General features: G+C 54.6%; 18 protein-coding genes and 2 tRNA genes. 6 read left to right on the top strand and 14 right to left on the bottom strand.

The window, feature by feature from the left end; translation table 11 throughout:
- Positions 1–1,302: a hypothetical protein gene (locus tag DNI29_RS14005; protein WP_110978754.1), complete on the bottom strand. Its 1,302-nt coding sequence runs from the start codon at positions 1,300–1,302 to the stop codon at positions 1–3.
- 113 nt (positions 1,303–1,415) lie between these two features.
- Here DNI29_RS14005 and DNI29_RS14000 point away from each other — a divergent pair, with 113 nt between their 5' ends.
- Positions 1,416–2,588 carry a GNAT family N-acetyltransferase gene (locus DNI29_RS14000; RefSeq protein WP_110978753.1) on the top strand — a complete coding sequence of 391 codons (1,173 nt, stop codon included), beginning with the start codon at positions 1,416–1,418 and terminating at the stop codon, positions 2,586–2,588.
- A gap of 114 nt (positions 2,589–2,702) precedes the next feature.
- Here DNI29_RS14000 and coaE read toward each other — a convergent pair whose 3' ends face one another.
- From coaE to DNI29_RS13960, 8 genes are all read right to left on the bottom strand, one after another.
- A complete protein-coding gene (gene coaE / locus DNI29_RS13995; RefSeq protein ID WP_110978752.1) occupies positions 2,703–3,296 on the bottom strand; it encodes a dephospho-CoA kinase in 594 nt (197 codons plus the stop codon).
- Positions 3,297–3,332: 36 nt separating this feature from the next.
- Entirely contained in the window at positions 3,333–4,298 is a 966-nt protein-coding gene (locus DNI29_RS13990; protein ID WP_123823246.1) for a YbbR-like domain-containing protein, read from the bottom strand.
- 149 nt (positions 4,299–4,447) lie between these two features.
- On the bottom strand, positions 4,448–4,783 hold the full coding sequence (yajC, locus tag DNI29_RS13985) for a preprotein translocase subunit YajC (RefSeq protein WP_110978750.1): 336 nt from the start codon (positions 4,781–4,783) through the stop codon (positions 4,448–4,450).
- A gap of 111 nt (positions 4,784–4,894) precedes the next feature.
- Positions 4,895–5,419: a DUF1573 domain-containing protein gene (locus DNI29_RS13980; protein WP_110978749.1), complete on the bottom strand. Its 525-nt coding sequence runs from the start codon at positions 5,417–5,419 to the stop codon at positions 4,895–4,897.
- Between the two features lie 170 nt (positions 5,420–5,589).
- Positions 5,590–6,594 carry an isocitrate/isopropylmalate dehydrogenase family protein gene (locus tag DNI29_RS13975; protein ID WP_110978748.1) on the bottom strand — a complete coding sequence of 335 codons (1,005 nt, stop codon included), beginning with the start codon at positions 6,592–6,594 and terminating at the stop codon, positions 5,590–5,592.
- A gap of 237 nt (positions 6,595–6,831) precedes the next feature.
- Positions 6,832–7,143 carry a YtxH domain-containing protein gene (locus DNI29_RS13970; protein ID WP_110978747.1) on the bottom strand — a complete coding sequence of 104 codons (312 nt, stop codon included), beginning with the start codon at positions 7,141–7,143 and terminating at the stop codon, positions 6,832–6,834.
- 126 nt (positions 7,144–7,269) lie between these two features.
- A complete protein-coding gene (gene nusB / locus DNI29_RS13965) occupies positions 7,270–8,454 on the bottom strand; it encodes a transcription antitermination factor NusB (protein WP_110978746.1) in 1,185 nt (394 codons plus the stop codon).
- A gap of 96 nt (positions 8,455–8,550) precedes the next feature.
- A complete protein-coding gene (locus DNI29_RS13960; protein ID WP_110978745.1) occupies positions 8,551–9,642 on the bottom strand; it encodes a Glu/Leu/Phe/Val dehydrogenase dimerization domain-containing protein in 1,092 nt (363 codons plus the stop codon).
- A gap of 471 nt (positions 9,643–10,113) precedes the next feature.
- Between DNI29_RS13960 and DNI29_RS13955 the strand changes: the two genes are divergently transcribed.
- On the top strand, positions 10,114–11,898 hold the full coding sequence (locus tag DNI29_RS13955; RefSeq protein WP_110978744.1) for an ABC transporter ATP-binding protein: 1,785 nt from the start codon (positions 10,114–10,116) through the stop codon (positions 11,896–11,898).
- 105 nt (positions 11,899–12,003) lie between these two features.
- On the opposite strand, the gene DNI29_RS13950 is transcribed toward DNI29_RS13955, so the two are convergent.
- Positions 12,004–12,396, bottom strand: coding sequence for a T9SS type A sorting domain-containing protein (locus DNI29_RS13950; protein ID WP_162303612.1), 393 nt, complete (start codon positions 12,394–12,396; stop codon positions 12,004–12,006).
- Positions 12,397–12,673: 277 nt separating this feature from the next.
- On the opposite strand from DNI29_RS13950, the gene DNI29_RS13945 reads away from it, so the two are divergent.
- From DNI29_RS13945 to DNI29_RS24155, 3 genes are all read left to right on the top strand, one after another.
- Positions 12,674–12,747 (top strand) — tRNA-Pro (locus DNI29_RS13945).
- Positions 12,748–12,858: 111 nt separating this feature from the next.
- A tRNA-Pro gene (locus DNI29_RS13940) sits at positions 12,859–12,932 on the top strand.
- A 166-nt stretch (positions 12,933–13,098) separates the two neighbouring features.
- A complete protein-coding gene (locus tag DNI29_RS24155; RefSeq protein ID WP_123823245.1) occupies positions 13,099–13,794 on the top strand; it encodes a hypothetical protein in 696 nt (231 codons plus the stop codon).
- A 77-nt stretch (positions 13,795–13,871) separates the two neighbouring features.
- Here the strand turns inward: DNI29_RS24155 and DNI29_RS13935 are convergent, their stop codons facing one another.
- The 4 genes from DNI29_RS13935 to DNI29_RS13920 form a co-directional block, all read right to left on the bottom strand.
- Complete coding sequence (locus DNI29_RS13935; protein WP_110978742.1) at positions 13,872–14,396, bottom strand: hypothetical protein; 525 nt, start codon at positions 14,394–14,396, stop codon at positions 13,872–13,874.
- A 72-nt stretch (positions 14,397–14,468) separates the two neighbouring features.
- Positions 14,469–16,241 carry an ABC transporter ATP-binding protein gene (locus DNI29_RS13930; protein WP_110978741.1) on the bottom strand — a complete coding sequence of 591 codons (1,773 nt, stop codon included), beginning with the start codon at positions 16,239–16,241 and terminating at the stop codon, positions 14,469–14,471.
- Between the two features lie 123 nt (positions 16,242–16,364).
- A complete protein-coding gene (gene truA / locus DNI29_RS13925) occupies positions 16,365–17,156 on the bottom strand; it encodes a tRNA pseudouridine(38-40) synthase TruA (protein WP_110978740.1) in 792 nt (263 codons plus the stop codon).
- 426 nt (positions 17,157–17,582) lie between these two features.
- Positions 17,583–18,782 (bottom strand): thiolase family protein, encoded by a 1,200-nt coding sequence (locus DNI29_RS13920; RefSeq protein WP_110978739.1) that lies wholly within the window; start codon positions 18,780–18,782, stop codon positions 17,583–17,585.
- A gap of 91 nt (positions 18,783–18,873) precedes the next feature.
- Here DNI29_RS13920 and DNI29_RS13915 point away from each other — a divergent pair, with 91 nt between their 5' ends.
- Positions 18,874–19,350: a DUF4293 domain-containing protein gene (locus DNI29_RS13915; RefSeq protein ID WP_110979099.1), complete on the top strand. Its 477-nt coding sequence runs from the start codon at positions 18,874–18,876 to the stop codon at positions 19,348–19,350.
- Positions 19,351–19,943: the final 593 nt, after the last annotated feature.

Genomic DNA, 19,943 nt, shown 5'->3' with positions numbered 1-19,943 from the left:
TTAGCCTACGGCCTCGTTGTTCGTACGCGAGCCTTTAGTTCTTTCCCTTAACCGCTGCGCCACAATAAGAGGGAACAGTAGCAGGGCTGGCTCAGCAAAGAACCGCCACCGGAACCCCACAAAAAACACCAGGCTCAACAGCCAGACGGCTACCAATGGAGCTAGCAGAAGTGCATCCTGACTTTTAAAGCGCAGACCGCGGTAGCGAACCACCGTCAGCAGAATCGCCGCGAAGAAGGCTATGTGCACTAGCGCAGTAAAGGGGTTCCAGGAAGTGCGGGGCGCATCGGCAATGAAATTTTCAGGCGAGAAAAACAGAAAGGTCTTGCGGATCAGCAGCTGCGCTTCTTCCCATGGGTGCGTAGCTACCCACTGCCGGGCCAGGCGGGCGCGGGCCTGACTTTCCTGGTACTGATCCAGAGAATCGAGGGTAGGAACTGCGGCGCGCACGTACTGGTCGAAGGGTCCAGTACGCTCATCCCAATCGAACATAAAGCGGCCTTTAGCTACCGGATTATGCCCTTGCAAGAGCTCAAACCCGGCCTGGTTGCTTAAGGTGTATGCCCCAAATTGCCTGTGGTTTTTCAGCAGAGTAGGCACATGCGCTACCCCCAGCACCAGCATCAAGCCTAAGCTCAGGCCCCAAGCAGCCGGCCGCTGAGCCCGCGCCGACGGCCGCATCGATAGGGCCAGGAACGCCAGAAACACTACCCCATACACGCCCAGCAGATACCCCCGCACTAAACACGACAGCACTACTAAGCCGATGATAATGGCGGCATCATGGGCGCGCAGAGGCCGACCGCCCTGCAGGCGCAGGAGCTTGTACACTACCACAATCAGCAGGGGTAGGGCAATATTCTCGTACCACCAGAAAGCACCAATGTAGTACACCACTCCCGGCGACACAGCCCATAAGCCTGCTCCGGCCCAGGCGGCGCCGAGCCCCAGGCCGAAGTAGCGCAGGGTACGCTGCACGTACAAGCCACCCAGCAGGTAGCAGCCGGCGGCGGCGGCATACACCAGCAAAGTCAGGTAATGACGCGGCAGCCCGGCCTTGCTCCAGCCAATATATACAAACACTGGAAAACTGGCGTGAAAGGAATCGGGGCGCAGTTGCTTGCGCTCCGGGTCGATGCTGACGTAGCCCCGTCCGGCTAGGTAATTATCGGCAATGCGGGCATTGCGGCGCTCATCGTAGTTGAATTCCAGCTCCGGGTTTAGCCCTAAGTTCAGAGCCAGCCGAACAACCAGCAACAAAGCCGCAATGGGCCAGATGAACCGAGGAATGGAGCGTAGCACTGGTAAAAGGCGTAGGTTGAGAATGAATTGCCGAATTTAGCCCCGTTTTCTGCTTTCACTACCCCTAGCAGAAGCGGTAACCCTCATTCCAGACTCTGCTTATCCCCTCTTGAATGCCTCTGCTTGAAGTTACTACTGCGCAGCACGTTCGTCAGTTTCTCGATCTGCCTTCGCGCCTCTACCAAGATCAGCCCAACTGGATTTCCCCCCTCGACCACGAGGTAGAAGCCGTTTTCGACCCCAAGCGCAACCATAATTTTGCCCACGGCGAGGCCATTCGCTGGATCCTGACCGACGAGGCGGGGGTAGTAATTGGACGGGTAGCGGCCTTCATCAACCACGAAACACCCCAGACTGACCCTACCCTTCCGGTGGGCGGCATGGGCTTTTTTGAATGTATTGATGACCAAAGTGCCGCGAATATATTGTTCGAAGCCTGCCGGGTGTGGCTGGCTCAGCGCGGTCTGGCAGCCATGGACGGGCCCATCAACTTTGGGGAGCGTGACCGGTACTGGGGCCTGCTGACGGTAGGCTTCACGGAGCCGAACTACGGCATGTTCTACCACCTGCCGTATTACCAGCAACTCTTTGAAAATTACGGCTTTCAGGTGTACTTCAAGCAGTATACCTGCTACCGCGAGGTGGCCGTACCGCTGCACGAGAGCTTCAGTAAGGCGGCTACCAAGTATGCTCAGCAGTACCCGGAGTTCCGCTTCGAGCACGCTAGCAAGCGCAATGCGGAGAAGCTAGCCCGCGACTTCCACCACGTTTACAACCTAGCCTGGGCCAACCACAGCGGCGTCAACCCCATGCCTTTGGAAAAGGCCCGCGACCTGGTGCGCGAAATGAAACCCGTGGTGGATGAGCGCCTACTCTGGTTTGCCTATCATAACGACGAGCCTATTGCTTTCTTTGTTAGCCTACCCGAGCTTAACCAGATATTTAAGCATGTAGGCCGCAACTTTAACCTGTTGGGTAAGCTGCGCTTCCTGTGGGAAAAGCGGAAATACGACCAACGCTCCGATAAAAAGATGTTCGGCGTCATCTTCGGGGTAGTACCCGAATGGCAGGGCAAAGGCATCGAGTCGGCCATGATGGTGCACGCCCGCGCCCAGTTTATGAGAGCTGGCTATACAGACATTGAGATGAATTGGATTGGCGACTTCAACCCGCGCATGCTGGCTGTTACGCGCTCCATCGGGGCCCGCATCCTCAAAACCCACGTCACGTACCGCTACCTCTTTGACCGTACCCGACCCTTCGAGCGCAGCCCTATCATTCGGTAGACAAGAAGTGAATTAGCGGGCTGTTATGGCAAAGCCCCCATGAGACCAATAAAATCAACAGGCCCTTGCTGCGTACGCGTAGCAAGGGCCTGTTGATTTTCGGGAGGTAAGAATTTAGCGTTTGAACTCCTCATCCAGCCGCAGCACCTGCGGGATAAGGAGGTGCTGGTCGTCGTTGTGGATGACGTAGTCGGCGCGCTGTAGCTTTTCGTCTTCGCTCATCTGCTTACCAATGATGTTCTGAATGTCATCGGCGGTGCGGTGCGGGTCGCGGAGCAGCACCCGCGCCTGCCTAATTTCCAGCGGGGCGAATACGGTGATAACATGGTCCAGCTGCTTGTAGGCCCCCGACTCATACAGTAACGCGGCTTCCTTCAGAATATAGGGGTAGCCCTCAGCCTGGCGAGCGGCAACCCACTGGGAAAAGTCGCGGCCAACGTGGGGGTGAACCAGCGCATTGAGCCGGGCAAGCTGGGCTGGGTCAGGGAAAGCCACCCGCGCCAGATAAGTGCGGTTAAGCTGCCCTTGCGCGTCGAAGGTTTCAGGGCCGAAAGCAGCTATGAGTTCATCGCGCAGGAACACGTCGTGGGCCATTACCCATTTAGCGCGGGCGTCGGAGTCATATACTGGCGCTCCCAGCACCTGAAACAGCCGGCACACTACGCTTTTACCCGAGCCTATTCCGCCCGTAATTCCAATTTTCAGCATTGCACGTTCAGGAGTAATAATCTTCTGGGCAGCCCATTATTTTTCCACCGCGTGTACCTGCACCCCGCGCGTGAGGACCAGGTAGCCACGGGCCCGCGCGGGCTTTTCAGCCAGAAAGGGCTGCAGGCTGGAGTCTTGATTGATAAACTGCCCGAAGTGCAGTTGCACCCGCACCTGCTCTCGCCGGAAGCCTGCCGTATCTTCGGGGAAGAACTGCAACTGTACCCGCACCGTGCCCGGCGAGAACTGGTACTGTTGCCCTTCGGGAGCATCCAGCAGCTCCGGCACTACCTCAACCGGCACAGTTACCACGGGGCGACGCAGCAGGCGCACCCGCACATCCTGTACATTAGTCTGCACCAGATCTGGCCCGCCAATGGGCACTCTAATGTCGCCAGTTGAGGAGCCGGCCGGGGCTTGCGGCAGGTGCACGGGGTAGGGATTGGGCAACCGACTCACCTTGCTGGCCGGCCCCCGAAACACCACGCTGGCCGGCTCGAAGTGCGCATCATAAGGCAACGCCGAACCATTGGTGGCCGGGCTTAGGCCCAGAGGGAGGCGCCGGCTCACAAGTTGATCCAGCTCAACCCAGAGCGTATCGGAAAGCAAATAGTTGAACTGCAGGCCTTCCATAGCCTGCTGTAGAGCTGGCCGGATGGCGCGCGCAGTAACGTAGCGGGTGGCGGCCGGTGTGCTCAGGGTTAGCTCCGCGGGCTTTACATCCAGCATCAGCTGCCGGCGCAGCAGCTTCCAGCCTCGGCCGGTTACATTCACAGGCACCTCCTTGGGTAGGGGCTGCACTGGAATAAACCGGCTTTCATCGTAGCGCCACGCCAGGGGGTAGGTAATGCGGGTAGTGTACGTCTTGTTGAGCGCATTAAGCAGCCAGAACGTGCTGGCCACCAGAAAGCACCCTACTACGGCCCGCCAATAGCTTCGTTCCTGCCCGAAAAACGGGGTGATGAACCAGCGCAGCATACGGACGGGGCGTACAGAGGGCACAACGCAAAGAGGTAAAATGAGAAAAAGAATATCCCGAAGCAGCACCACGGGCACCACACCCGCCCAGCACTATCGCCCCGACAAGGTACTACCCCTGTCGTTCTGACGCACGCTGAAAATGCCGCTTCGGGATACTTCTGCAGTAAAGATTACGCAGCCGGTGCAGGAGCCGGAGCAGAGTTTTTGCCGGCTACTTCGCGGGCAATAGCCGAGCGGTCGAAGCGCAAACGAACGCCCTTGTCCACCTCCACGGTTACGGTTTCCTCGCTCACGTCCACAATCTTGCCGTGCAGCCCTCCAATGGTTACCACGTTGGCACCCTTAGCCAGCGAAGCCCGGAATTTTTTGGCCTCTGCCGAGCGGCGCTGCTGGGGCCGGATCATAAAGAAATACATCACCACTACCATGGCCACCAGGGGCAGGTAGGAAAGCAGGCCTCCTGAAGTTGTAGCGGGGGCAGCTTGGAGTAGAAGCGTAGCAAACATAGGGTTTGGTGTGCTGAGTAAGGTAGAAAAGAAAAAAGTAGAAGGCTGAAGCCCGACTAGCCTACACCAGTCTAAACTTCAACCTTCTAACTTCTTAACCTCTAAAGTTAGTTAGCGCGTCGGGCCATTCTGGCCGTCGGAGAGAATGTTGGTTTTGATAACCACCTTCGTGATGCTGGGCTGGGTGTTGGCCTGAATGGCTACCTCTTTGTTCTGGATGCCCGATTTGCCATGGGAGTCAAACTGCACATCAATGGTGCCTTTCGCGCCGGGAGCAATGGGTTCTTTGGTCCAGTTGGGGGTAGTGCAGCCGCAGGAAGCCGTAGCGTTTTCAATCAGCAGCGGCGACTTGCCAGTGTTGGTGAACTCGAACGTGTGCTTTACCACGTCGCCGGGCTTAATGTCGCCGAAGTCGTGCTCCGATACAGCGAAGGTCATCACCGGAGCATTGGGGTTCGGGGCTTCGGTTTCGTTGGTTACGTTGGGGTTGTCTACCACCGGCGCAGCTGTAGCGTCGTTGGCATTGGCCGCGGCGGCGTTCATGCCCTCGGCACCAACCTCTGCCTTGTTATTGTTGCAAGCGCCCAGCAGCAGCGCGCCGGAGAGCAGGAAAGCTGAAAACAGATTGCGTTTCATGATAATCGGAAAAAGGCGCTGACTTGTGTGCGTCAGTCGCTTACTGAAAAAAGAAGTTTACTACCCGTGAAAGTACGGCATAATTCGTTGCCGGTGAGTAGTTCAGGCTGTCATCCCGCCGGAAGAAAGAAGCGTAGCCTCCTACCCCCGGTCAGGATGACAACCCGTCATTACTTGTTCAGGTTCTCAATGATAGCCTGCGCGAATTCGCTGGTCGAAGCCGAGCCGCCCAGGTCGCCGGTGCACTTGGCTTTGTCCTTCAGGGTAGCTTCCAGGGCCCGCTCGATGTTGTTGGCGTGCTCATGCTCCCCAATGTGGTGCAGCATCATCAGGGCCGAGCGCAACAGAGCCGTGGGGTTGGCTTTGCCTTGGCCGGCAATGTCCGGAGCCGAGCCATGCACTGCCTCGAAAATAGCCATTTCGTCGCCGATGTTGGCGCCGGCCACTACCCCCAGGCCACCTACCAAGCCCGCGCACAGGTCCGAAAGGATGTCGCCGAACAGGTTGGTGGTTACAATCACATCGAACTGCTCAGGCTTGCCAACGAGCTGCATGCACATGTTGTCGATGATCTTGTCTTCGTACTGAATTTGCGGATACTCGCGGGCAGCTTCCTGAGCAGCATCCAACATAATCTTGCCGGGCACTTTCAGGATGTTTGCTTTGTGGGCCAACGTTACTTTTTTGCGGCCATGCTTGGCAGCGTAAGCAAACGCTGCGCGGCAGATTTTGCGCGCCCCAGCTACCGTTACGCGGGCAATAGAGTCGCCAATGCCGTTGTGCTCATCCCACACCTCCAGGCCTGCGTACAGGCCTTCGGTGTTCTCGCGGAACAACACCAAGTCAATGCCCTCATAGCGCGTCTGGATGCCCTCAGTAGTTTTGGAGGGGCGTACGTTCTGGTAGAGGTCGTACTTCTGGCGCAACGTTACGTTGATGCTCCGGAAGCCCTTGCCGACGGGGGTAGTGATGGGGCCTTTCAGGGCTACCTTGTTCTTTTCCAGCGACGTGAGCAGAGCCTGAGGCAGCAGCTCACCCGATTGGTCGAAGGTCGTCTGGCCCGCGTTCTGCTCCTCCCATTGCACCGGCACTTGCGCCGCCGCGAAAATATCGGTTACTGCTTTCGTGATTTCGGGGCCAATGCCGTCGCCGGGGATGAGAGTGATGAGATGCATTCTATTGAGTTGGGGTTAATGGGCAAGTGGGGGTAGGCAAGGGCCTAAACGGCCGCCTCGTTATTCCAGTAAGTGGCAGTAGTTTCTAGACTGTTTGATCAGGTACCGAAAACCATTGCTTACGGGCTGCAAAGGTACCCACGATTGGCGGGTAGTAAAAATGATAATGTGCTGACGCGCTGGCGGCAGTTTCCTGTCCATCAGCACATCAGCACATTAGCGCATCAGCATGGTTGCTTAAATCGATTTCCGAGAGTTGATCTGGTTGATGAGTTGATCAACATCGCCGAGGAGCTGTTCCGCCTTGCTCTTAGCGTCCTGAATCACGCGCTGGCCTTCGCTTTTGGCGGAGCTAGGTCCCTGGTCGGCGCGACTCGTAACCAGGTTCTCGGTCAGGTCAGCCAGGGTTTCGCGGTATTTCTCCAGCTGATAGCTCAGCCAGCTACGGGTTTCGCGACCTTTTTCAGGTGCGTACAGAAGTCCGATAACGGCCCCAGTGAGGGCGCCGCCGGCGAAGCAGAGGATGCCGGTGGTGGTTTTGCTACTCATGATGCAGAGAAATGAGTACGAGGGTGGAAAGTAAGGATGGGAGTGATGGTAACTACGTAGAACCGCGCCGCAGGATATAGAAAATTCAGAATATACCTATCTTCTCTTGCCCCTGCTCGGCCGGTCTTACTGGTTATCCAGCAACCCACGACCTGACTTGCGGATGGCGCCGCTGGCCGTCAGATCCTGCGCCAATTTATCCAGAATCCCGTTCACAAACTGCTTGCTCTTGGGCGTGCTGTACATCTTGCTGATTTCGATGTACTCGTTGATGGTCACTTTCACCGGAATAGCCCGGAAAAGGTGCATTTCGCAGAGGGCCATTTTCAGCAGAATCTTATCGGTGAGAGCTACACGCTCCACATCCCAGTTCTGCACCGACTCAGCAATCAGCTTCTCATACTTCTCGTCGTCGGCCAAGGTCTGCTTGTATAGGCTTTCAGCAAACTCCTTGTCTTCCTGCCAGTTGGCGGAAAGCGACATCAGCACCAGGTTTTCATCGGCCGCCTCGTCGAGCATCTTGACGGTTTTCACCACCAGGTTCTTCACGATGGCGCGGTTTTCCTCCCAGTTCAGGTCGTCCTCCTCAATATAGGCCGGCAGGCTTTCGCCCTTGAACACATACGTTTTATAGATGTGCTTCAGAACTTCCTGGTCCTCCTGGTAGTTGCCAGCCGGGGCGGCCAGGTAGCTCAGCAGCTCCGGATCCTGCTTCATCTCGTTGCGCCAAGCGTTGCGCAGAGCGTCCAACTCGTCCTCGCCGTGCCACTTCAAGGAGCGGCGAATAGTGAGGTCCTGCAGCTGAATGTTGTTGATGAGCTTTTCGATTACCGGGTTTTCCTGCAGGCGCGTGGCGTCCAGTAGGGGCTCCTTGGCTGCCGTAAAGCGGCGCGAGTCGCGCACTTTTTCCTCCTCAATTACCTGCAGCAGCGCCTCCGGGATATTGAGCAAGTGAATGTACTGGTCGTGGATGCTCTCGGCGGCGTGCACCATCTGTCCACCGTAGAAAGAAGCATCTTTGGCTACGGCCTGCTGGTAATACTTAATGGCGTCGCGCACGGCATCATTCACCTCCGCGTCATCGGTTTTCTCCGGCTCCTCGGCAGTCTTGTGCCATTCTTTAAAAATGACCTCGGCCATTTTCCGCTGGCCCTGCAACTGCTTGCGGTCCTGGGGCTCCGGCGAGTTCAAATCGGGCGCGAAGGCATCCGCAATCTGGTCAATAGCCAATAAAAAATCGGACCCTACGGCCTGATGATAGGCGTACAGAGCCTGCATGACCTTGATGCGAAGCGTGCGACGGTTGAGCATGGGGTTGAGTTGTCAGTTGCCAGTTGCCGGTTATCAGTTGTTTGTTCGGTGAGCTTGCTCCTGAACGATACTGATAACTGGCAAATGGTAACTTAATTAGTATGTTGATTTAACCTTGCCGATGGCAGCGATGCGCTCCTCGGCCTGGCGGGTAGCAGCGGCCTGGGGGTGGCTGCCTTCCTGCTCGGCTTTGTTGAGCACCTGGGTAGTAATGTCGTAGATGCGCTCCGTTTGGGTCATGACCGATTGGCGGTTGCCGCCTTGTACCTCGGAGCATACATTGATCAGGCCACCCGCGTTGATAAGGAAGTCGGGGGCGTAGATGATGCCGCGCTCTACCAGGGCCGGACCGTGCACGTTCTCATCGGCCAGCTGGTTGTTGGCGCAACCGGCTACTACCTGGCACTTCAGGCGGCGGAGCGTGTCATCGTTCAGGGTAGCACCCAGCGCGCATGGCGAGTAGATATCTACATCCTGGTCGTAGATTTCGTTCAGGCCCACAACTTTTGCGCCGAAACGAGCAGCCGCCTCCAGGGCGCGGTCTTCGTAGTAATCAGTGAGGACCAGTTGGGCACCTTCTTTCTGCAGATATTCCAGCAGGTAAGTGCCTACATGGCCTACCCCCTGCACGGCAATCCGCTTGCCAGCCAATGAATCGGAGCCGAAAGCTTTCTTGGCAGCCGCTTTCATGCCCATGTAGGTGCCGTAAGCCGTTACCGGCGACGGGTCGCCGCTACCTCCCATGCTCTCGGGAAGGCCCGACACGTGCTTGGTTTCCATCCGGATGTACTCCATGTCCTTGGTGGTCATGTTCACATCCTCGGCCGTGATGTACTTGCCGTTGAGGTTTTGTACGAAGCGGCCGAACTTACGCAGTAGGGCCTCCGTCTTCATGGTTTTGGCGTCGCCGATGATGACAGCTTTGCCCCCGCCCAGGTTCAGGCCCGAAATAGCCGCTTTGTACGTCATGCCGCGCGAAAGACGCAGTACGTCGTTCAGGGCCTCGGCCTCGGAGGTGTAGTGCCACATCCGGGTGCCACCCAGCGCCGGCCCGAGCACCGTGTTGTGGATACCGATAATGGCCCGTAAGCCCGTTTCGTGGTCATGGCAGAAAACTACCTGCTCATGCTGATACTCGGCAATCTGCCCAAAGACCGACGATTCGGTCAACACGTTCGTTTCTACCATGCCAACTATGGAGGTGAAGGGGGTGGGGTGGTTAATGTACCTTTGCGGCAGCTTCCGCAGGTAAAACTTGCTACCCGGTTCACTTAAACGAGTGGCAACGCCCAGTGGCTATTTCTCGTCGTTCAATGATCCGTGCCGCTTAATCACCTTGCTGAAGGCTTCCACAATGCGGGTGCAAAAGTACTCCGATTTTCCGACTTCAGCCACCCCGAATCTATCTTTCCCTTAGGTTTAGAGGTTTGTATTCGAACAGCTTAGCTTGCCTGCAATAGCCAGACTAAAACCCTTTCGCAGTGTTTTAACTTTCTAGTTGCCAAACTGCTACTCTTTTGTGCCCGCTGTTGCAAATCTGACGAGCAACAGGGTCTCAACGGACCGGTTTTCTTCCTTATGCCATTGGCGGCATAACTCCTACCCCACCGGCAACGGTCAGACGTTTCTGTCCGTCTTTGTACATCTAACTTCTCCTTTGTGCGCGCCCTCTCCGCTACCAATAAGTATCTGATTCGCTACAAATGGCACTTCCTCGGTGGGGTTCTGTTTGTAGCCCTGAGCACTCTGCTGGCCATCTTCCCGGCCCAAATTGTGCGCTATGCCTTCGATTTGGTCAGTGAAGGCATCGACCTTTATCACCTGTATGCAGGCACCCAGGCCCAGAGTGGTGTGTACGAGCTATTTGGGCGCAATGTGCTGCTCTATGGCATTCTAATTCTGGTGATGGCCCTGCTGCGCGGCATCTTCTTATTCTTCATGCGCCAGACGCTTATCGTGATGAGCCGGCACGTAGAGAATGACCAGAAAAACGAAATCTACCAGCATTACCAGTCGCTGCCGCTGAGCTTCTACCGCCGCCACAGCACCGGCGACCTGATGTCGCGGATATCAGAGGACGTAGGGCGGGTGCGCATGTACATCGGGCCGGCGCTTATGTACTTCATGCAGCTTGTCATCTTATTCGTGCTTATCGTGCCGCTCATGTTCATGGTGAACGTGAAACTGACGATTTACACTCTGCTGCCGCTCCCCATTCTGAGCGTGAGTATCTTCTACGTCAATAACCTGATTGAAAAGAAGTCTGATGAAATTCAACGCTCCCTGGCATCCATGACCACCTTCGTGCAGGAGGCCTTTTCGGGCATTCGGGTGCTGAAGTCGTTTGTGCGGGAAGAAGATTCGCACCGGCAGTTTGCGGAGGCCTCGGAGCACTACAAGGAGAAGTCGCTGAGCCTGAACTTTGTCAACTCCCTGTTTTTCCCGCTGATTCTGTTTTTGATTGGTTTAAGCACCATTGTTACTGTGTGGCTGGGCGGTCAGGAAGTTATCCGCGGCACTATCACCACGGGCAGCATTGCAGAGTTCCTGATCTACGTGAACCTGCTCACCTGGCCCGTAACGGCCCTTGGCTGGACCAGCTCTCTGGTGCAACGGGCCGAGGCCTCCCAGGCCCGCATCAACGAGTTTCTGCACCAGCAGACGGATATCATGTCTCGCCAGAACCTGGAACTGGACATCAAGGGCGACATCGTATTTGACCACGTTACCTTTACCTACCCCGATACTGGCATCCAAGCCCTCCGCGACGTATCATTCCGCATCCGGCCGGGCCAGACCCTAGCGGTTATCGGCAACACCGGTGCCGGCAAAAGCACCGTGGCGGCCCTGCTTTCTCGCCTTTACGATGTAACCAATGGTAGCATTCTGATTGACGGCGTAGATGTGCGCGACCTTTCCCTACGGGCCTTGCGCGGCCAAATCGGCTACGTGCCTCAAGACGTTTTTCTGTTCTCTGACTCCATCCGCAACAACATCAACTTTGGCCTCGATGAACCGAACGAGGAGAAGATGCTGCAGGCCGCCAAGGATGCTAACGTCTATGAAAACATCCTGCGTTTCCCCGAAGGGTTCGACACCAAAGTAGGCGAGCGGGGCATTACGCTGTCGGGCGGCCAAAAGCAGCGCGTGAGCATTGCCCGGGCCCTGGTGAAAGAGCCCAAGATTCTGATTCTCGATGATGCCCTATCGGCGGTGGATACTAACACCGAAAACGCCATCCTGGGCGCCTTGCAGCGCATCATGCACAACCGCACCAGCCTCATCATTTCGCACCGTGTGAGCAGCGTGAAGCTAGCCGATGAAATCCTAGTGCTCGACGACGGCCAGATCGTACAACACGGCACCCACGAAGACCTGATGCGCGACGAGCAAGGCTTGTACCGCGCCCTCTATGAGCGGCAGTTGCAAAGCGAGGAAGCTTAAATTATTACAAGCCAAAAAAAAGAGCAGGCCTACCACATTTCGTGTGGTAGGCCTGCTCTTTTTTCGGCTTGTACAGCCAAATGGTACTGGTTTATCAGTGCGAATTTATTGACCGATTACTACACGCTTTATCCCGCGCCGCTCTCCCGAAGTGCATTGCACGATGTAGGAGCCGGCCGGCAGGTTGCTCACGTCCAGTACGGCCGCGGCATCGCCCGAAATCAGGTCCCGAGTTATTACCGGACGCCCGTCAGTACCATTTACTTCTACCCGGGTAGGGCCGGTGGCATTGGTCCGGACGGTGAGGCGCTTGGTCAGGGGGTTAGCTTCGGCCCGCACCTTTAGAGCATCGGTATTGGGAGTGGGGTCTGCCATTTTATCGGTAATCAGGGCCGGAGGCGTAGCAGCCGAAGCCGTAGCACCGCCCTGAGCCCACGCAGATTGGCCACCCAGTGCAAACAAAGTCAAGAAGAAACCTAAAAAGGTAAACGTTTTCATACGCAGCCTTATGCAAAGAGTGTGAACGATACGGTCGTAGCAAAAGTAAAAAAGATCCACCCCAAACTGGGGTAGCTGAACGGTAGCAAGAAACGAGCCAGGCATTTTTTTATTTTATACCCAGCCTCGCCTACCTATCCTAACTAACACAAAGATAAGACACTATCCCGTTAGAAACTATGCTTACGCGTCGTCTGGCTAGTGCCGCACAAGAAAAATACTAGGATACGCTTGCGTAATAGCGGCGCGAGTGCTTACATTTGTGCCACAATTCTATCGGGGTGTAGCGTAGCCTGGTATCGCGCCAGCATGGGGTGCTGGAGGTCGTAGGTTCGAATCCTGCCACTCCGACGGAACAGTTTACTGTTCGGGAAAGCCGCTGAACTTAGGTTCGGCGGCTTTTTTAGGCAGTAAGCTGAAAATACAGAATACCTCGTATGTGCTCAGGCTAGCACATATTTTCGGGGTGTAGCGCAGCCCGGTAGCGCGCTACGTTCGGGACGTAGAGGCCGTAGGTTCGAATCCTGCCACCCCGACTCTGGTATTCTCTTTTATAAAAAAACCGCCCGCTGAACTCTGGTTCGGCGGGCGGTTCTGTTTTATATATTTTCCATAGGCTATAATCTATGCTTGCTGTTAGCGTTAAGCTGCCATCTGTACAGAAGTACAGAATATATCCTACTCTTTCCCATTATCCTCAGTATGAAGAAATTCTGCCTTCTTACCACTACGCTCAGTATGGCGTTGGTAAGCGTACAAGCACAGATTCCTAAGGGCACCAAGCTGATTGGTGGTACGATCAACTATAATCGAACTTCGGTAGATCAGACATACACCTATCCCTACCAAGTACCTAATCAGCGAAAGCTCGAGTCAACTCAGCGGACGTTTACTGTAAATCCGCGTGTTGGTGCATTCATCTCAGAGAATTTAGCTGTAGGGCTTGCAGCAGCCTTTAACTCTAATAAGCATGTTTCTCCCTATTATACCGCTGCTGGAGATCTAGGGAAGCAGGTTAATACAAGTAAAGGCTTCAGTGTGGCTCCTTTCCTACGCTATTATTATATGCCGACTGAAAACTTTGGGGTATTTGGTGAATTAACTGCTGGGTACTCTTATCAAAAAGGAAAAACTCGGGCTGATTCATCTGACGTTTATCAGACAACAGGCTTTTCAAAAGGCGGATTTGCCCGTATCACTCCAGCCCTTGTTTTCTTCCCAACGAATAAACTGGGAGTTGAACTGAGTTTTGGCAGCATTGGCTATTCTCGCAACCACAATGAGCTTAAAGCCTTGCAACCTAACCAATCTGCTAGTGATAGCCGTGAAAACAGCTTTGGGGCTAGCTTTGGGTTGGATTATCTTTCTTTAGGTGCCTCTTTATATTTAGGTCGCTAGTCTTACTCACCCCCTCTTACGAATAATAGCCCGTCCCGATATATATATCAGGACGGGCTATTATCTACTTTGGGTTACTACTTTATCACGGCCAATACCTCGGGCTCACCTTTATCCGGGAAACGCTCCAGGTACACGTTCTGTAGGCTGAGCTTGTTAGTAGCTGCGTATTCCTTGATGCCAGTATAGAGCTTGTCGGGAGCTAGGAGGTAGCTGGCATCAATACGGGCGTGTACTACCTTCTGTCCGGCGGCAAAGGTGCGGTAGCGGTAGTTGGCGGGGAGCTGTTGCGAAACTGTATCTGCTACCACAATGCCCACAAATACTTTGGCCGCATCGCGCGAGCTCTCTGGGCTGTTATAAAAGATGTTGCCAAAGTCGCCGCGAATCTTGCCGTCTTTGCGGAGCTGGTAGGCCTCGCGGGTTAGGTCGCCAAAGGCTTCGTCGTTGGCAGGGCCTTCATAATAGCGGCCAGCCAGAAAGTATGGCTGCGTGGTAGTTTCAAGCGCGATGGTGGGAGCTTTGAGGCCACCCATCTTCCAATAGGCTACTGAAAAGCCGACAACTAATAGCAGGGCCAGCGCCAGAAAAATCTTATTCATGTAAGTGAAAAAGTGCGGTAAAAGGACGTGTACCAACAAAGGTAACCATCAGCCCGCGCCTACCCCTGTTTCTTACGACAACACCCCTTTGTACTGCATCTGGTAAAGGTTGGCGTAGAACCCCTGATGGCGCAACAATTCCTCGTGGGTGCCCGCCTCCTTGATTTCTCCTTTATCCAGCACAATGATCTGGTCAGCCTTTTGAATGGTGCTGAGGCGGTGAGCGATTACCAGGGAGGTACGGCCCTGCATCAGCTTCTCAATGGCCTGCTGAATCAACTCTTCGGTTTCAGAGTCAACGGAAGAGGTAGCCTCATCCAGAATAATAATGCGTGGCTGGTACACCATGGCCCGCACGAAGCTGATGAGTTGGCGCTGCCCTACGGAAAGGGTTGCCCCGCGCTCCATCACCTGATAATCGAGGGCGCCGGGCAAACGCTCAATAAAACGGCGAGCACCTACCAAGTCAGCTGCTTCCCATATCTGCGCGTCGGTAATATCGGTTTTGCCCAGAGTGATGTTGTCGCGGATGGTGCCGGCGAACAGAAACACATCCTGCAGTACTACCCCAATGTGGCGGCGCAAGTCCTTGAGGTCATACTCGCGCAGGTCGTGCCCGTCAATGCGAATGGTGCCCTTGTTGATTTCGTAGAAGCGGCTTAGCAGGTTGATGATACTGGTTTTGCCGGCGCCAGTGGCCCCAACAAACGCATACGTCTGGCCGGCTTTGATGGAAAAGTTGACATCGCGCAATACCCATTCCTCGTCGTTGTACGCGAACCACACATGCTCGAAGTTCACATCACCGCGCAGGTCAGCGGGGGTATAGGTGCCATTATCGGCTATCAGCTCCTTGCTATCCAGCAATTTCAGCAGGCGCTCTGTGCTTACTAGCCCCAGTTGCAGGGTGTTAAATCGATCGGCTATCTGACGGATAGGACGAAAAAACAGAGCGTTGTACATGATGAAGGCAATCAGCGCCCCCTTCGAGATAGTGCCCTCAATCTGCCCCTGGGCGGCGTACCACACCAGCAGCCCTACCCCGGCCGCGGCCAGCACCTCGGCCACCGGAAAGTAAATGCTGTAATACAGGACCGAGCGGATGTTGGCGCGGGTGTGCTCTTGGTTGATGGCCTTGAACTTGCGGAGCTCCCGCTCTTCGTTGTTGAAGATCTGGACCACGTTCATGCCCGTCAGGTGCTCCTGCACAAAGGAGTTCAGGTTGGCTACGGCCGTGCGCACTTCCTGAAACGACTTCTTCACCTTTTCCTTGAACACATATGTGCTAAACAGTAGCGGCGGAATCACGGACAGGCTCACCAGCGTCAGGCGCCAATCAATGTAAAACATGAATGACACGATGAATACCAGCTGCAGGATGTCGCCAATCATGGCTGCTAGCCCTTCACTGAACACGTCCGACAGGGTTTCCACATCGGATATATTCCGGGTCACCAGTACGCCAATGGGGGTCTTATCGAAAAACTTCAGACGCAGGTCCAGAATGTGCTTGTATAAGTCTACCCGAATGTCGCGCACTATGTATTGGCCCAGCCAGCCCCCAAAGTATGTTTGGAGGTAGCTAACAATGGCATGGGCCACCAATAGCACCAGCAGCAGCCCGAACATACGGTTTAGGCCCGCCCAGTCGCCCTGCTCAATGGTTACGTCAACCATCCGCTGAATCAGGAACGGACGCAGCGTGCCTAGCACGGCCGTCGCCACTGTCAGAAAAATCAGGAAGTAAAAGATGCGCTGATATGGCCGCACATACGCCACAAGCCGCCGCAGCACCTGCCAGTCGAAGATGTTGCCGCTTTTGGTGGCCGTAGTAGCTTGCTCCATGGGTTGAGGGTAGCGTTGGTAATATGATGAAGTAACAGACAAGGCCGGAGATTGTGAGGCTGTGCATCCGGTGGAAATGGCCAGATACGACATCAACAGCTTTGCACTAAGCCCCCACCCCACTTACACTCGTGAGAAGTACGGTAAACCGGCCGGCAGCGCTACATCTTGCAGTAACTCGGCAGGGTATTCCACTCGGCATAGAAACAGTCCATTGGCCAGGGCTGCACCGCTGGCATGCACTCGGTTGAGGCTACGGAATATTTCACCGAATTCCTGAGGGCTCATTTTGCCTCGTCCAACAGTTAATAACGTCCCGACCACCAGGCGCACCATACCGCGCACAAACCGGTTAGCCCGAATTCGAAATACCAGCCCACCCGGTACTTCATGCCAGCCGGCTTCAAAGCAAGTGCAGAGGTAGTGCTTCTCGCTTCCTTTCACTTTTGAAAAGCTGGTAAAGTCATGCGTGCCCAGCAGCATGGAGGCTGCTTCGTTCATAGCTGCTACATCTGGCGCGCGGTCCAGATATAAGCTGAAGTTAGGGGCAAACGGGTCAGGCGTGAGCCGCACATGGTACTCATAGGTTCGGGCTGTGGCATCAAAGCGAGCATGCGCTTTATCCGGTACTGGGTGCAGCACCTGGGCCCGGATGTCGCGGGGCAGCGCCCGATTTAGGCGGTAAAGCAGGGTAGGCAGGTCAAGTCCTTCCGGCAGGTCAGCATCAAAGTGGGCTACCTGATGACTGGCATGTACACCCGAGTCGGTCCGGCCGCTTCCCAAAGAATATACCGGCTGCCGCAACACCTGCGAGAGACACCGATCTAATTCCTGCTGTACGGTGAGGGTACGGGGCTGTATTTGCCAACCATGATACTGGGTACCATCGTAGGCCAGATGAAGAAAGTAGCGCACGGGTTAAGAAAGAAAAATAAAGTTTCAGCTAGATGACAAGCGCAGCAATCCTCACAGGATAGCCCTTTCTATCGTCCCCTTCAAACAGCTGAAACCTACAACCAAGAGTTTAACATTTGGCTGCTCTTGATTCTATTGCGACGTAGGCAAGTTTGCCGGTACTTAGGCCGGGTAGTTACCGAAAACTACAGTGCGCTTACAGCCTGAACGGATTAATGACAGCCCTTGCTTTCATTGCTTGCGGGCTTACCAACAGCCAACCATAGTCATTGACAAGGCAAACCAAACTTGCACCACCTGAGAAAAGTCAAGGATAAAGCCAACCGCCGGAAATGGCATTTCAAATACAGCGCTTTAAACCGACGGCTTTATATGCAAGAGCGCCACAGTGCTTAACGGGTTACGTGCACCGTGGCGCTCTGCTATTTACAGCTTCTCGTAGATAACCGCAGCACCTTGGCCTACCCCTACGCACATTGTAGCAAGCCCGTAACGCACATTATCGCGGCGTTGCATCTCGTGGAGCAGCGTAGCAGAAATCCGCGAACCACTAGCTCCCAATGGGTGCCCAATAGCAATAGAGCCGCCATTCACATTCACTTTGCTTGGATCTAGATCCAAGTCGCGAATGCACGCGATGCTTTGCGCCGCAAAAGCCTCGTTCAGCTCAATCAAGTCCATGTCGTTTAGGGTGAGGCCGGCACGTTGCAGCACTTTTTGTGTAGCTGGTACAGGTCCCAGGCCCATGTACGCCGGATCAACGCCCGCTACTGCCGATGCTACTACCCTTGCCATCGGCTTGAGGTTATACCGCTTTAGCGCATCCTCTCCTACCAGCAGAACAGCAGCGGCACCATCATTAATGCCGGCCGAGTTGCCTGCAGTCACAGTGCCATCCACCTGGAATGCGGGACGTAGCGTCGCCAGTTTTTCCAGGCTCGATAGCCGCGGAGGCTCGTCATGATCGAACAAAGCGGTGTCACCCTTTGGCTGAGGAATAAACACCGGCACAATTTCCCGACGAAAACGCCCCTTCTCAAAGGCACGCTGATACTTTCGCTGCGAGTCGAATGAGAATTGGTCTTGCTCTTCCCGGCTTATACCATAGCGGCGGGCTACGTTCTCAGCAGTTTCCCCCATGGCGTAGGGGTGGTGCATCTTCGTAAGCTTCGGGTTGATGAAACGCCAGCCGAGGGTCGTATCATGCGCCGTAAAGTCACGAGCAAAGGCCGTAGATGATTTAGCCATCACGAAAGGTGCCCGGGTCATGCTCTCGGCTCCTCCAGCCAGGTACACGTCACCTTCGCCAGCCTTAATAGCTCGTGAAGCATCCATGATGCTCTGCAGCCCCGAGGCACATAAGCGGTTCAGGGTTACTCCAGGAACTGTTATAGGCAGCCCTGCCAGTAGAGCTGCCATACGCGCTACGTTGCGGTTATCTTCCCCTGCCTGATTAGCTGCGCCAATCAGCACGTCTTCTATCGCGCTTTTGTCTAAGGAAGGATTACGGCGTATCAGCTCGCGCAGCACATGAGCGGCCATATCATCAGGGCGTACGCTACTCAAAGCGCCACCAAATTTACCAATAGGAGTGCGGACGGCGTCCACGATGTATGCAGTAGGCATTGCTTATAATGCGGTTATTCCAGTTCTAGTTGGCTACTTTTGCCAGTCGTATAGACGCTTAGCTTGTAAGCCGAACATCCAAAACACAAAGATGATACAAAGAATCCAAAGCGTATTCCTGCTGCTGCTGGCTATAGCCATGCTTAGCGTTCTGTTCTTACCTATCTGGAGTAAAACAGACCCTGTTAGCCAGCAGACATTGGTATTGACTGCTACTAAGCTAGCCTTTGCTAACCCTACGCCTAATAACGCTGCATCAACAAATACTTGGGCTATAGCAGCACTAGCCGCAGCATCAGCAGCTGTAGCCTTATTCGAAATTTTCCAATACCGCAATCGGTTCTCACAACTCAAATTAGGTGCGCTAAACTTGCTCTTGATAATAAGCACGCTTGGAGCCGGATTTTATTATTCCAGCGTTGGGGAACAGATGCTCAATATCAAAATGATTGGGCACTTCGAGGCCGGTTATTACCTACCTACCCTAGCTTTACTACTCAACCTTTTGGCCAACCGCTTTATCCGCCGCGATGAGCAACTGGTTCGCAGTATGGACCGCTTACGTTAGGAAACCAACTATAAAAGAAAAGCCCGTCACTGCTACTAGTGACGGGCTTTTCTTTTATAGTTGGTTTGATGAAGACTAGACCTATCAATGTCATAGCTCTTGCATCTGTACAGCATAGAGCTAAATGAATTTTATGGAGATGCGTACTCCCCTAAATACTGCCTACCCCAAGCCACCGATAAAAAGTAATTTCACTGTTCCAGCTACATGATGAATAGCATGTTCTGAAGACGTGTATTATCATTCATAATATCATACTGTAAGCTGCCGGCTTATAGCTTAGTGGAAAGACTCACATGCACATATAGCAACTACAAATTGCTATATGGTATTAAAGAATCTCGTACACTATTCTAACACGCCACACCTCCTAGTATCGCCTGTTAGCCACTAATCCTCTCCCAGACGTTACAAATAGGAACAATAGCATGATACCAACCCAAGCTGAGAGCGAGGGCGGGGCGTAACGGGGGGGGGTAAACGCAGAACGCCCCCCTGCAGCACGAAGTCGCAGGGGGGCGTCAGGAAATGATAAGGTTGGCGGCGACCGACTCTCCCGCCGGTGAAGGCAGTACCATAGGCGCTCCGGGGCT

It is taken from the genome of Hymenobacter sediminis (assembly GCF_003231285.1).
GTDB classification, from domain to species: domain Bacteria; phylum Bacteroidota; class Bacteroidia; order Cytophagales; family Hymenobacteraceae; genus Hymenobacter; species Hymenobacter sediminis.
This window is presented reverse-complemented; position numbering and strand designations above follow the sequence as displayed.

Coding starts and splice junctions, on each gene's coding strand:
- DNI29_RS14000 (WP_110978753.1), top strand. CDS start 1,416: ATGCCTCTGCTTGAAGTTACTACTGCGCAGCACGTTCGTCAGTTTCTC.
- coaE (WP_110978752.1), bottom strand. CDS start 3,296: ATGCTGAAAATTGGAATTACGGGCGGAATAGGCTCGGGTAAAAGCGTA.
- yajC (WP_110978750.1), bottom strand. CDS start 4,783: ATGTTTGCTACGCTTCTACTCCAAGCTGCCCCCGCTACAACTTCAGGA.
- DNI29_RS13980 (WP_110978749.1), bottom strand. CDS start 5,419: ATGAAACGCAATCTGTTTTCAGCTTTCCTGCTCTCCGGCGCGCTGCTG.
- DNI29_RS13975 (WP_110978748.1), bottom strand. CDS start 6,594: ATGCATCTCATCACTCTCATCCCCGGCGACGGCATTGGCCCCGAAATC.
- DNI29_RS13970 (WP_110978747.1), bottom strand. CDS start 7,143: ATGAGTAGCAAAACCACCACCGGCATCCTCTGCTTCGCCGGCGGCGCC.
- nusB (WP_110978746.1), bottom strand. CDS start 8,454: ATGCTCAACCGTCGCACGCTTCGCATCAAGGTCATGCAGGCTCTGTAC.
- DNI29_RS13960 (WP_110978745.1), bottom strand. CDS start 9,642: ATGGTAGAAACGAACGTGTTGACCGAATCGTCGGTCTTTGGGCAGATT.
- DNI29_RS13950 (WP_162303612.1), bottom strand. CDS start 12,396: ATGAAAACGTTTACCTTTTTAGGTTTCTTCTTGACTTTGTTTGCACTG.
- DNI29_RS24155 (WP_123823245.1), top strand. CDS start 13,099: ATGAAGAAATTCTGCCTTCTTACCACTACGCTCAGTATGGCGTTGGTA.
- DNI29_RS13935 (WP_110978742.1), bottom strand. CDS start 14,396: ATGAATAAGATTTTTCTGGCGCTGGCCCTGCTATTAGTTGTCGGCTTT.
- DNI29_RS13930 (WP_110978741.1), bottom strand. CDS start 16,241: ATGGAGCAAGCTACTACGGCCACCAAAAGCGGCAACATCTTCGACTGG.
- DNI29_RS13920 (WP_110978739.1), bottom strand. CDS start 18,782: ATGCCTACTGCATACATCGTGGACGCCGTCCGCACTCCTATTGGTAAA.
- DNI29_RS13915 (WP_110979099.1), top strand. CDS start 18,874: ATGATACAAAGAATCCAAAGCGTATTCCTGCTGCTGCTGGCTATAGCC.